Raw genomic sequence first — 14,335 nt, forward strand, 5'->3', positions numbered from 1 at the left:
TTCATAAACCCTTTTGTTTTCGCAATATTTTAACAACACGACTATGTGTTATCTGAAGCAGATTCCATTGGTAGCCTTCAAAATCGGTTGTATTCATAAATTGAATAACAACAGCATCAATATCCTTATGGTATTCTGCCAGACATTGGTAGCCTGGAGCTAATCCGCCATGATTAAATTCATAAATAGAGCTATAGATCTCCATTTCGTCTTTATTAAGTAATGATCCGTCATTTAGGGCTCTTAAAAAGATGCCAACGTCTTCTGCCGTAGCAATCATCATACCTTCATTCTGGTTTTTGAAGTCTTTATCAATTCCAACATAATAGCCACTCATTACATCGTCTAGATTCACATCACTGATTGAGCCATACGTGTTTTTAAGCCCAAGAGGCTCTAAAATATAGGTCTTGAAATAATCTTGACGACTACCTCCGGTAACCTTCTCTATAACTCTTGACAGCAATAAATAATTTGTATTTGAATAACTATAATCTTTATTTGGCTTGAATTCTGCTGGTAAATCAAGTGCATATTGAAGTACATCTACATCCGTATTGGGTTGATTTTTCCAAAAGTCTGGATTGTCCGTAAAATTAGGAATCCCGCTACGGTGTTGCACCAACATGCTAAGGGTGATTTCATCTGCATTTTCAATTCTTCCCTTGAGTTCCGGAAAGTATTGCGTGAGCTTTTCATCTAATGACAATTGATGGTTATGGGCTAACTTAGTGATAGCAACCGCAACATATAATTTACTAATACTTGCTATTTTGAATAAAGCATTTGGCTTTGCAGGTATTTTCTGTTCTTTATTATGATAACCAGCCGTATAGAAGGCTGGTGGTTTTCCAGTTTCATCAACATATACAATTACTCCATCAAAACCATAACTTAAGGTTTGATCAACTTGCTCCTGCACGGTCTTTGGTAAAGGCAATATCCAAGCTTTTACTAAAATCCAAGGTACAAACCATAAGGAAATAAAAGTTCCAGAAAATAATATGATTCTAAAAATTTGTTTTCCTCTACTGGTCTTCTGTTTAGCACTTTCCATTGTATCCCTTGTTGGTTTTTTTGATTATACAAATGTCCTTAGGATTGCTTTCAAAATATAATGTAAATTACTGAATTGTTAATTATGATGGATGAACTGGTTTTATATATTATCAAGACCACTATTGAATTAGGGGAATACGAGTAACTTTAAGAAGCTTCCAGATAAATTTACCCTTACATTATTTAGAAAATAAGCTTTTTACAACAGCTGATACTTATTGAATTTAGATTATGGGTTTAACGAATTAAAAAAACACTAAAACCTCAGGTCTTAATGATCCTAAGTTTAACGTTAAAGACTACTGCTAATTAAATCCATTATTAAAACATAAGTGACCTTTTTTAACGCAAATTCTTTAATCCATATTAAGATTTAACGCTTTAAGGTAAAATGGCCATTTATTCTTTTTCCATTTTTTAGTGTCATGGAATACCAATAATCATCAACAGGCATATATTGATTATTGAAACTACCATTCCATCCATTTTGCATGTTTCTAATGGTTTTGAGTAATTTTCCATATCGACTATAGATATAAACAACTTTAACTTCATCTAGGGGATCATTTATAAGCCAAACGTCATTATAACCATCATTATTTGGCGTAAAAAAATCAGGCACAAAAATTGACTCTCTTTTAGTTGTAAAACTTTCGGTAGGACAAGCCTCTCCTTGCCCTGAAGAGTTATACGGTATCAAGCTTACATAGATTTTAGTATCGAATGGAAAATTATCGATAAAATCAAAAGCGTTGACATTTCCTAAATCTCGATTATTAACTAATTCTGTTCCAAAAGGCATAAGGCCAATAGATAGTATGTAACCTGTTGCCTTTGGCGTTGCGTTCCAATAGATGGTAGCATCAACATCTACATCTATTGAGCCATTTATTGGGTTTATTAACGCCGTACAACCCAAAGATTCTGGTTTTGTAAAAAATACTTCTTCATTACAATCAACACTATTCCCTGCAATATTATACGGCGTAATTGTAGTGAATATACTTGCATTCTCGGGAAGCGGGCTGGAAGGCCTATATGACGTCCTATTTCCAACATTAAAATTATCAAGAATATCCGTACCTCCCGAAAATGTCCCTAAGGAAATAAAATATCCGGTAACATTTGATACCGCATTCCAACTGATACTTGTTGTTATTGGAACATCTCTTTCACCATTTTTAGGGTTAATCAAAGCGGCACATTGGGGAATAAAAGCCTTAGTCATAAAGCTTTCTTCAGAACAACATTTAGCCTGACCTAAATCGTTATTGGGTTTAATTTTTACAAATATTTCTGCGTTTTCAGGTAGATTGTTAGGCAGTATATAGGTGGTTATATTTCCTACATTTAAATTATTAATTATTTCAGTGCCTTCAGAAGTAGTTCCAATTGAAATAAAATAACTCGTGGCGCCACTTATCGCTTGCCAAGAAATATCAGCATCTAGCTCCACATTTGTAGCGCCATTTTGCGGACTAACTAAGCTCGTGCAGGATACTCGTTGAAAAGGAATACAATTTGAGGTGTCAATCTCTGATTCTGAATCACATCCTGATGCATTATTAGTAATCCTTTTTAATCCTATTATACCATTGGATTCCAAAAGATTACATAATGCATTACAATCGGATAGCTGTGGATTGTCATATATTTCAAAAACCAAGGCAGCCTCATACCCCGGTCTAGATACTTCTATTAAATTTTGCAGTCCGTTTAATGATAGTAGAGATGTATTATTTCCAATTGAAAAAAACCGCCCCACCCGCTCCAGACTTGATAATCCAACGATGCTCTTTAATTGTGGATTATCTTTAATTGAAAGATCAAATTCAATATTTTTCAAACAATTAAAACCAGAAATAGCACCTAAATTCTGATTATTACTTACCCCAAGTCCTAAGGTGCTGTTAAGACCACCAATAATAGACAGATTATCAAACCCCAAAAGATCTGTTAAACCTGTATTGGTAAACTGTATAGTCCTTCCAACGGAATTCATGTTATTAAAACTTGGTATACTTTGTAGTAAGGGACTATTACTTATGCCTAATAATTTATAAACCCTGACCAATTTGCCAAAGCCCGATATGAATTGTAATGATGTATTACCGTTTATCCAGAGATCCCCGAAGGCATCAGTTGCACTATTAAATCCATCTATCCTGACTAAGTTTGGATTGTTTTCTATTATAAACAAATTCCCTAAATCTATAAGCGCATTAAAACCAGTAATTTCTACCAACTTCTCATTATTTGAAATTTCTAATTTGTTTAGAAATAGGGTTAAACTGGAAAAATTGGAAATTGATATCAATTCTGTATTTGCAATAACAAAATCACCCTCAATAGCATCTATATAATCAAGTGCGCTCAAATCAGTAATAGGACCATCAATAATTAAATCCCCAGAAATGTTATCACAATTAGGGTACATGGCAACAAAGTTATTGACATCAGATTGAGAATTTAAAGTAACAGCTCCTGATGGACATTGCGCCCACAACAGATTTACAAAAAATAGTAAACAAGCTAATAAAATAGTTTTCATAGACAATCAAATATACGTTTAATCCACTTATATATTTCACTATGCGTGCTTTTTGATGTAGAGATAAAAGGTGGTTTGATTTTTTGAAATTGTCCATTTATCACATAATAATAAATACTTTTCTACCTGTTAAAAGAAATAAGTCTTGCCTTTATCTTGTTTTCTGCCATTTTGGGTTAAATTTGAGCGTATACCAGCATAATTTGCAACGTTAGGTATTGTAACGATTTATTACTTTTAACTTTTGTATTTACTAAATGTGAAAATTGTTGAATGACTAAGAGCATAAAAAAAAACACTAAAAAGAAAAAGCGCATATTCCTTAAAATAGGTGCTTTTATTGTTCTTATCCCTATTTTACTAAGTGCCTTTGGCATGTTCTACAAAAAGGATGTTCTTATATTCATACAAGAATTCTATGAAAAGAACCATAACGGCACCTTAAAAATAGAAGACATTAAAGTAAACGCAATTAAAGACTTTCCGAATCTAAATTTTAAATTACTTGGTCTTGAACACACTAACTTTGATACCATTTATAATAAAAGAACGGACTTAAAAGCAAGTGAAGTAGAAATTATTTTAACACTTGCAGATGTCTTCACAAAACATTTAAGGCTTAAAAAAATAAGATTAAAAGACATGCAATATGTCTCTACCATTGAAAAAGGAAAACCCGAATCTTTTTATGCCGATATAAAACGGGCAAAACAAGAAGCTCCAAATATGCCGTTTGTTCTACCAAGTTGGCTTCATGAAAATAAATTAAAAATTCAATTTAAGAATATAGATGTTCAAATAATAGATTCTGTTTTAAATAAAGCATTTCATTTCACCATTCATGATTTTAAAAGCACTGTTAAGACCAATGACGAAATCATCACTGGAAAGAATAATATGGAAGTAAGCATTCATAAATTAGGGTTTAATCTAGACAAAGGCACATTTTTTAATGGTGCTTTAATTCAAGGAACTTATGACTTTAGATTTAATTTACACGAACAAACTATAGCCCTTACCCCTTTTGATTTATTTATTGACGATCAAAAGTTTTTATTAGCCGCAGATTTTAATTTGAGTAATGGTGCTCAATATAATTTTGATTTAGTTAACGACAACACTAACTTAAAAGCAACAAAAGCTTTATTACCAAATAACATTTCTAAGAAATTAGTAGACTATCAACTTGATAAACCTTTAAAAACGCATTTAAAACTTAAAGGTCAATTTGCTTATAAAGACAACCCTGTAGTTAAGGTGGATTTTTCAACAGAATCAAATACATTCATATTCAAAGAAGCGTTTCCCATTTCGGATATTACATTTACAGGGCACTTAACCAATGATATTTATAAGAATGACAGCATTAGAGTCTTAAAGAAAACGCCTAGAGATTTTCAATTAAACTTAAAAAGCCTATCCGGAAATTTAAAAGGTATAGATGTTAAAATTAAAGAATCCTTTTATAGAAGTACCCCTGAAACAAATAATTATGTAAAAGCAAATATTGACTTACAAGGTAAAAACGAAGACCTTGCAGCCGTATTAAATAATACAGATTTTTATTTTAACGGTGGGCAATTTAAACTTGAAGCATTGGTTGACGGTGATATTGATAATCCTTTGTTATTGTTGAATCATGCCCAGGGGAATTTTAAAATGGATAAAACGGAAGTGTTTTTTAAACCTACTAAATCTCAATTACCTATAAACCAAATTGATTTATCCTTAAACAATGAATTCGCTAAAATAAACACCATAGAAATTCCCCTTTTAGATAATGAAGTTATAACCTTAAGAGGTCATTTAAAACACCTTTCCAGTTTAATTGAAAATATCCCAGACTATCCCCTTGAGAGCTTTGTAGAATTTGAAGCCAACACCATACATGTAAATAATTTCATGGACTTATTAAACAAGTTCGCGCCTAAAAATAAAACGGCATTAGACACGAGAAAGGATTTACATACCACTTTAGCTAAAATACACAATCAGTTTCATCCTACCGTTAAAATGCGATTAGGGAAGTTGATTTACAATGGAAATGTACTAAATGATGTAATTACTAATATAGGTTTTCTTAATGAGGAAACCTTAGATGTAAAAACCTTTATTTTTAATCATAAAGGGGCTCAGGTTGGTCTTGATGGTGAAGTAAAAATACCCAAACCCCTAGGGGAAACAAAAGATCCTATTTTTATTGATTTTAATGTGAATATGCATGGTGCTTCATCGGCATTTAATAATATATTTAAGAAAAGCCTGTTGCAATTTACCGCTGGCGATTTTTCATTTTCTGGTCATATTAATGGCAACATTCATAAATTCAATGAACTTTTAAGTAATGTTTCTGGCAATCTGAAAATTAATAAAAACACGTTGTATTATGAACCCGTGCATTTAAATATCGAGATTAACGAAATGCTTCTTAACATAAAGCATTCAACAGCGTACCTTGAAAAATTTGAAGTGGAGATTGGAGAAGACCACAAACTACAAATATCTGCAATGGTAGAGCATTTCCCTGGTTTCTTAATCCCTGAAGATAAAAACCCAAATACCTATTTACAAGTAAAGAGTAAATATATTGATCTAGATAAATTATTAATATTACTTGAAGATTTTAAAAATAAAGCGGAAGAAACTAACTTACAGAAAAAGTCAAACTTATATCAATCTTTTAAAGACATCTATGGTTTTAACCCAAATATAGAAATAGATATTGATACACTTAAATACAAAGATTTAGTAACTAATAATATTGTTGCTCAATTCTATTTTGAAAATGAATCACAACTAATATTAGAAAATTTAGGCATTGATTATAAACAATCACAGGCTCAAATACATGGACAAGTAAATGCTTACAATACAGCATTGTCAATTAATAACACGGCAAACTTTGATATTAACTTTAATATTCAGGCACAGGGTGAGACCAAAGACTTAAATGATTATTTTGGAAATTCAAATTTTCTATTTGATTCAGGACAGTTTAAATTTAAAGGCAATTACGAAGCTAAATCTGAAAACTTTGTTTTATCGACATCTGAAGCCACAGGGCGTTTACAACTAACGCCATCGGTTATTGAATTTAAAGCGGCTGAATTATTTATTCCTATAGATACGCTAGACTTAGCCATTAAAAATAATAAAGCAACCATTAACAGTTTGCAATTACGTTTAAAAAGTAATGACTATATAAATGTCTCTGGAAACATTGACAATTTTTCAGGCTTGGTTAGTAAGAACTCTGAAGACCAAATTCATTCAAGTCGTTTTCTAATTTATTCCCCTAATTTAGATACCGATGATATAGATGAAATATTATTAGATGCCCGTATGGGAAAGCCTAAACCCTCCAATGAAGCAAAGAAGGATTTAGCCTTGCTAAAAAACTCATTATTGGATTTAAAAAAGTCATTTCATCCCGAATTGGAAGTAAAAATAGACACTTTTAGCTATCAAAAATTCAAGATTACCCATTTAAAATCAAACCTATTTTTTGATCAGAAGGATAATATACATTTAAAAAATACTGGATTTAGATACCGAAAAGGACGACTGGATTTAGACATGTTACTCGCTTTAGCAGAGATAGACAAAACATCTTTTCAGACTTTAATGACAACAGAACAATTTGATATTGGCCAAGCGGCTCAAGACTTCGATTATTTCAATATAGAATCACTACGAGAGGCCGAGAAATTTGAAGCCATATTTAATTATGACATGGCCATTAAAGGACAGTTTGATGCTAAAGACAGTTTAAAAGTAAAAAGCTTAAATGGTCACATAGACTTTCAAATTGATAGCTTAAAACTATTTGAATTCAAGCCCATTGTTGACAACATAAAAGTGCTTAAAAAAGAGCGGTTTAAAGCTATGTCCTTTCAGCCAATAGTTGAAAAAATTAGTATTAATAATGGTGTGTTTTCAATTCCAAGAACGGAAATACAATCGTCAGCGATTGACTTTTTTATTGAAGGAAAAACTGAACCAAAAGCTTTTAGAGATATTTGGATATCGATTCCTTTAAACAACTTAAAAGCAAACGACGGTATTGTCCTTTCAGAAAAAGTAGGCTATGAAAATACAGGATCTAAAATCTATATTCAAATGGTACAAGATTTTCATCATAAAAAGGCAAAAAAGCGTAAACTTAAAACCAAAATCCGCTTTAGTAATAAAAAATTACGAAAAGGAAAAACACCAGCAAGTGCAATAGACTAATTTTAAAAACAGTATTCAAGTTATTGCGTTTTAATACATTTTGATTTCTTTAATTCTAAGAATACTATCTTTCTCTGGACTATAAATAATAATCCCGATATCTACTAATTCTTAAGCTTCCCTACGCAAAACTTCCAATGGCGAAATCCGTAAAACATCACGCATATTAATCAGGCCAATACCTAAGGTCAAAAACGATATTGTGGGCAGAAATATTAGAAAAGGTATTACCGAAGGAACAAAAGGCTCTTTAAATAAATAAAGTCCCAATAAAAATGCACTGACGAGAGCCAGTACTACCCCTACCAAACTACCTATTAAACCCAGTAAAAAATACTCTAAACCAGATATTTCTAATATTTGTATATTTTTTGCTCCTAAAGTTCTTAGCAATGCATTTTCCCTAATCCGTTGATGTTTGGTATTACGTACAGAGCCTATTAATACAATAATACCTGTTATAATACTAAATAAGGCCATGAAGTTGATAATCCAGGCGACCTTATCTAAAATATCCTCTATTATTGTGTATACCTGTCTCAAATCAATTATGGTTACACTGGGATATTTAGCCACCAATACACGTTGTAACTGGGCAGAGCCAACGTTATCGGGGACATTAGTAGTGAGCACATAAAATTGTGGTGCTTTTTCTAAAACACCCTTTGGGAACACTACTGAAAAATTAAGTTGCATTCGCCCCCAATCTACAGATCGGATACTCCCAACAACGGTCTCCATAATGACGCCTTGAATGTTAAATTCCACCTTGTCACCAATGTTAAGCTGAGCATCTTTAGCTAAATTCTCAGAAATTGAAATAGGAATAACGCCCCCGAGGCTAACCGCAGGGGTCCATGTACCTTCCAAAATAGTTTCCGAGCTTATTAAACTGTCCCTGTAAGTGGTTCTAAATTCATGGTTGAATACCCAACGCCGAATATGTACAGTAGTATCTGCTTTCGCTTCATGAGACACCATGCCTTTAATACTTTGAATACGCATGGTTACCAATGGAATGTTGTCTACAAGTTCTAAACCATGTTCAGTAATAGTTTTGGAAACATCGTTAGTTTGTTCTTTTTGGACATCCAGTAATATTATATTAGCAGCCTTGCCGCTATTACCAACCGCCGTTTTAGATAATAGAATGTCTTTTGTAAAATATAAAGTACTGATTAAAAAAGTACCTAGGCCAATAGCAACTATAAGAACTAAGGTCTGGTTATTTGGTCTAAAAAGATTCAAAAGACTTTGACGTGCTGTATAACCCCAAGATTTTGGAAACCATGCCTTAATCATTTTCATAGATAATGTGGCAATACCAGCAAGAATACTAAAAGTGATGAGCATACCTACAACAAAAGCCAAGGCGTACTTTATATCTCTGAGTAACCAATAGGAAAATAAAAACAAAAAAAGAATAATGACTGAAAACACAGTTATTTTAGCAGATTTAGTTCTTTTTAATCCATTGGACTCTGTAACGCGTAAAGCTTCTAAAGGTGACACATACCAAGTGTTTAACAAGGCCAATAATGCAAACAAAACGGCCATTAAAAACCCAAGTAACACCCCCATAAGAAGTGGTTGTGTTGAAATTGAAATGGTCACATCAAAGGGTAAAAATGCTTTAAAGAAATACGGGAAAGATTCTTGTACACCAATGGAGACTAGACTCCCAATAATACCTCCTATTAAACCAATTCCGGCTATTTGAATGAGGTAAATTAAAAAACTTTGCTTTCGAGAGGCTCCCAAACATTTTAAAACAGCAATGTGTTTTAGTTTCTCCTTAATATAAATATGAACAGAGCTTGCAATACCAACACAGCCCAGTAGTAAGGCTATAAAAGCGACCAGATTGAGAAACTTACCCATATTATCATAACGGCGTCCTAAACGTCTACTGGTACTGGAGTGCGTATCAATATCGGCATTTTCTGCGTTCAACAAAGGATTTATTTCAGCTTCCAATTGTTCTAAATCTGTCTGAGGAGTGGCCTTATAATAAAATTGATATTCTTTACGACTACCAAACTGAAGAAGCTCTGTATCATCAATAAATTGATAAGGAATAACTACTGGTGGTGCAACAGAAGCTGAAATGGCTGAACTTCCTGGAAGGCCATTCAGAGCGCCCAAAATAGGAAGCGTCAGTTTGCCAACCTTAATAGAATCTCCAGCTTTAATATTGTATTGTAACATTAAGGTAGCATCAACCAAAGCACCACCTAAACCCTGATATGTACTTGCAGCCTGTTCAGGGGCGGTTTTTATTTTACCATAAATGGGAAAGGCGCCTTCAAGGCCACGAATACGCACCAATTTGGTGCCTCCATTTTTAGGAAAAGCAATCATAGATACAAAATTGACCTCTTTAGCTACGGGGCTTAAAGAGTCTATAATGGCCTGCGCCCTTGCATTGGGAGTTTCGTTAATATCTATCAGAAAATCGGCACCCATGAGTGCTTTAGACTGGTTTTGAATGTTATCTTTAAGATTATCACGGAATAATTGAATGGATACCACGGCAGCAATACCTAAAATAATAGACGCCATAAACAGCATTAAGCGCACACGACTTGCTCTTGCATCACGCCATGCCATTTTAAAAAGCCAGATTGCGTTGGTTTTGGTTTTTAATTGGGATATATTCACTTTATTACTGGTGCTTGATTGCTCATGATACGTCCGCCTTTTAGACGCAATATTTGTTGGGTACGATTAGCCAGTTCCAAATCATGAGTAACAATGACCAATGTGGTATTGGAAGCCTTATTTAAATTAAATAATAATTCAATGACCTTTTCTCCAGTTTCATCATCTAAATTACCAGTGGGTTCATCGGCAAACAAAATTGAAGGCGTATTAGAAAAAGCCCTTGCCAATGCCACACGCTGTTGTTCACCTCCTGAAAGTTGTGACGGGTAATGGTGAAAACGATCTGCCAGCCCCACTTGTGCTAACAGTTCCATCCCTTTTTGAGCAGCTTGTTTAGAGCCTTGTAACTCTAAAGGAACACTAACGTTTTCTAAAGCCGTTAGGGTTGGAAGTAACTGAAAATTTTGAAAAATAAAGCCCACTTCCCTATTCCTTAATTGTGCTCGCTCGTCCTCATTTAAGGTGTTCAAATTAAAGCCACACAATTCTACATCACCTTTATTTGGTGTATCTAAGCCAGCACATATTCCTAATAAGGTGGTTTTCCCACTACCAGATGGTCCCACAATCGCAAAGGTTTTCCCCTTTTCAACATCGAATGAAATATCGTGCAAAACGGTTAACTGTTTCGATCCACTGGTATAAGTCTTTTCGAGACCATTTATCTTTAATATATTTGACATAGAAAACTATAAATTTATTTCAAGGCTTATGAATGACAGTCAAAATAATAAATTGCTTTTAATTAATACCACTTCTTGCTTACAGAAAACCTTAAAGTTTTGTTATTTTCTAATGCTATGTACTTTTTTGGTATCCTGTAAGGACCAATCGAACAACCAAAGGAACCAGGATGAGAACGATGTTCCTGCTACAACAGCTGAAAACTCAAATACTAATGCGACTAAAACTATTTTATGTTTTGGGGATAGCATTACCGCTGGATATGGATTAGACAGTACTGATGATGCTTACCCAGCGGTATTACAATCAAAAATTGATGCATTGGGTTTGGGTTACACCATGGTCAATTCAGGTGTTAGTGGAGAAACCTCAGCAGGTGGAAGAAGTAGAATAGAGTGGATATTAAATCAGGATATTGCCATTTTTATTTTAGAACTTGGCGCCAATGACGGATTACGCGGCCTACCCTTTTCACAAACACAAACTAACTTACAAGACATTATTGATGCTGTTAAGCAAAAAGATCCCAATACTATCATTATTTTGGCTGGAATGGAATTACCACCTAATATGGGGCCTGATTATACTACGGAATTCCGGACGATGTATGCTTCATTAGCCAAACAAAATAATTTACCCTTTATTCCTTTTTTATTGAAGGATGTTGGTGGTATTCCAGAATTAAATCAAAACGATGGTATCCACCCTACTGTTGAAGGGCATAAAATTGTGGCTAATACGGTATGGGAGGTACTAAAACCATTGTTAGGCTCTTAGTACTTTACTCAAAAGCAAAAAAAAATGGTAATACAATCTGCATTATTGCGTTAGAAGTCTTTCTTAGAAAAAAATGTAGTTTTAAATTGATTCCAAAGATTTTTACCTACTACTGGTATAGGGACAACTCCAATTCACTATACTCTAATGCATTGGATATTTCAGGAACATTTCCTTTATAGGCTTTTCCTCTAAGTTTAGCGACAGTATAGGCGCAAAGTTCTTCAGATGGATATGTCTGAATAAGTTCTTTTATTTGTCTTTTATCCATTTCATTATCCCATTGGACTAACCATTTATCCTCCTGGTCTTCAGCAAGGATTAGAGGCATTCTAGGCCCTTTAATTTTTGGATTATTATGTATTTTAGCCATTATAGAATTTCCAACTGTTGTAACTATAGTGCATGTAATCATTCTTCCTCCATGTTCAGGGTTCACCCATTCACTCCAAAGTCCAGCCAATGCCATAGGTTCATAATCTTTGCGCTGAATAAAAAAAGGATAGGTTTTATTATTAAAATGATGGTGCTCATAAAAGCCATCAATATAGATTATACACCTATTATGCTTGGCGGATTGGCTAAATGCGGGTTTATCAAATATGGTTTCTCCTCGAGCATTTAGGGTATTATTCCATAGTTTTTTCATCTGATCTTCTTGCTTTACCCAATGAGGAATAAGTCCCCAAGTGGCTACAGTAGGAAATTCGGGAGTATGATCTGTATAAATTAAAAGTTCTGGATGATTAAACCCAGAGACGTGATGTAATGGCAGATCTGTTAACGGAATTAGTAGTTCCTCTATTTCTTCAATCGCAGCTAAATCACCTTTTTGCCGAGCACGTTTAAGCTGGGCTTCCGTGCTCGCTTTAATATCGTAACACATATATTCGTTCAATTTTTCATTTAGCCATAGTGGCTTACAAAAACATAACCAAGACACTTCTCTTACCACAAAAAGTAGAATGTTTTTTTTACTTTTTGTGCTAACAGACTTTTGATCAATCTTATAACACATATTGATTCATGGCCTCATCTATTTTTTTCTTAAATGCCATTGTATTATCCACATAAAAGGCTAAATTCTTGTAACTTCGTTTTACACCATAAAGTCCAATTAGGGTATATTCTTTTTTTAAATAGATTATATAATTATGGCTTTCTAATTCTCCTAAAAAGGATAGTTTCCGGGATTCTTTATTCCAATCTAAATCTTTTGACGACACTTCAATGCGATCAATATGATTTAAGTCAATGGTAGTTTCATTCATAATACCATAACGTAAAAACAACTTATCCTTTTTAATTGATATCGGCCTTTTGTACATGGATCTCAAAAACCCGAAAAGTTGAATACCCGAATAAATACTCAAGCCTGTCAAAATCCAAGCTGCTAACGCACTCCATTTTAAGAGTAGAATATGCAGTACAACAGTCTCTATAGCCACAATAAGGATTATAGCAACCAATAAGGTTATTGTCCCACTATTTTTATGATATGTAAATTCATTTTCCTCCAATTTTCTTTTTTTCCAATCAATAAAACCATAATAAAAAACGGCTATTTCCATAACTACCGGTGCAACCATCTTTTGTGGAAGTATTTCATAACACGTTATTTTCATGGTTTCAAAAAAATCAACAGATTCTATAGAGTAGCGTTTAAAATGTTTTATGGCTTTATGTACTTTATAAATGACAAATGAAATTATTGAAAGCTCAATTACAGGAAATATCCAAGTCTTAAAAAGGTTGAGGTAATATTGATTCTGAACAGGTAGTATAATAGAGCCTACTACCATTCCAAGAATAATCACAGGAACAATAGTTGTTTTAGGAATACTTGTTTTTCTGATGAGTAAAAAATATACAAGTGGCATGGTTAAAAGCAAGTCGAATGTTATTCCAACAGAAAGCTTACTTGTTTGCTCGGAAAAAAAGGATGTATTAACAAGACATACCATCATCCCAAGAATTAATAAGGGCATTCCAATGATGACCCCCTTTTTTGAAAGACTTAAAGTTCTATCCATACATATATTCTTCAAATGTTCTGAAAACAGTATAAATATATTAAAAACTAATCATATAATTCTTTAAAAATTTACTGGTAAGCTGTGTTGCTTTTTAACCAAATTAAACGGCTCATTTTTACCGTTATGAACCATTTTATTTTTAAAAATAGGTCTATACTATCATAGCAAATTCATGTGCTTTAATCGTTCTATTAGAAAATTAGGATTATTTTAAAATAAAAAAACCAACAATAAATTCTAAACGATTTATTGTTGGTTTTTAAAGTATGACTTCTAATAAATAGAATATTAAACCTTCATTAATGTCTAAATTCTTTTAAAAGCAACTATA

Annotated in this window: 8 protein-coding genes; 2 read left to right on the forward strand and 6 right to left on the reverse strand. The window is 33.2% G+C overall.

Features of this window, described 5'->3' with window-relative positions; genetic code table 11:
- Window position 1: 1 nt before the first annotated feature.
- Together IE051_RS01870 and IE051_RS01875 are read right to left on the reverse strand one after the other, a co-directional pair.
- Complete coding sequence (locus tag IE051_RS01870) at window positions 2-1,057, reverse strand: serine hydrolase domain-containing protein (protein WP_189358922.1); 1,056 nt, start codon at window positions 1,055-1,057, stop codon at window positions 2-4.
- A gap of 375 nt (window positions 1,058-1,432) precedes the next feature.
- A complete protein-coding gene (locus IE051_RS01875; RefSeq protein ID WP_189358925.1) occupies window positions 1,433-3,610 on the reverse strand; it encodes a T9SS type B sorting domain-containing protein in 2,178 nt (725 codons plus the stop codon).
- A 273-nt stretch (window positions 3,611-3,883) separates the two neighbouring features.
- Here IE051_RS01875 and IE051_RS01880 point away from each other — a divergent pair, with 273 nt between their 5' ends.
- Window positions 3,884-7,843, forward strand: a complete 3,960-nt coding sequence (locus IE051_RS01880) for a hypothetical protein (RefSeq protein WP_189358927.1) — start codon at window positions 3,884-3,886, stop codon at window positions 7,841-7,843.
- A gap of 111 nt (window positions 7,844-7,954) precedes the next feature.
- On the opposite strand, the gene IE051_RS01885 is transcribed toward IE051_RS01880, so the two are convergent.
- On the reverse strand, window positions 7,955-10,453 hold the full coding sequence (locus IE051_RS01885) for an ABC transporter permease (RefSeq protein ID WP_189358929.1): 2,499 nt from the start codon (window positions 10,451-10,453) through the stop codon (window positions 7,955-7,957).
- 47 nt (window positions 10,454-10,500) lie between these two features.
- Complete coding sequence (locus IE051_RS01890; protein ID WP_189358931.1) at window positions 10,501-11,190, reverse strand: ABC transporter ATP-binding protein; 690 nt, start codon at window positions 11,188-11,190, stop codon at window positions 10,501-10,503.
- Between the two features lie 28 nt (window positions 11,191-11,218).
- Between IE051_RS01890 and IE051_RS01895 the strand changes: the two genes are divergently transcribed.
- Complete coding sequence (locus IE051_RS01895; RefSeq protein ID WP_189358933.1) at window positions 11,219-11,968, forward strand: arylesterase; 750 nt, start codon at window positions 11,219-11,221, stop codon at window positions 11,966-11,968.
- 109 nt (window positions 11,969-12,077) lie between these two features.
- On the opposite strand, the gene IE051_RS01900 is transcribed toward IE051_RS01895, so the two are convergent.
- Both IE051_RS01900 and IE051_RS01905 read right to left on the reverse strand, forming a co-directional pair.
- Window positions 12,078-12,854: an SOS response-associated peptidase gene (locus IE051_RS01900; protein WP_189358935.1), complete on the reverse strand. Its 777-nt coding sequence runs from the start codon at window positions 12,852-12,854 to the stop codon at window positions 12,078-12,080.
- A 121-nt stretch (window positions 12,855-12,975) separates the two neighbouring features.
- Window positions 12,976-14,001: a hypothetical protein gene (locus IE051_RS01905; protein WP_189358937.1), complete on the reverse strand. Its 1,026-nt coding sequence runs from the start codon at window positions 13,999-14,001 to the stop codon at window positions 12,976-12,978.
- Window positions 14,002-14,335 lie beyond the last annotated feature (334 nt).

The sequence above is a fragment of the Algibacter mikhailovii genome, assembly GCF_014651495.1.
Taxonomy (GTDB): domain Bacteria; phylum Bacteroidota; class Bacteroidia; order Flavobacteriales; family Flavobacteriaceae; genus Algibacter_E; species Algibacter_E mikhailovii.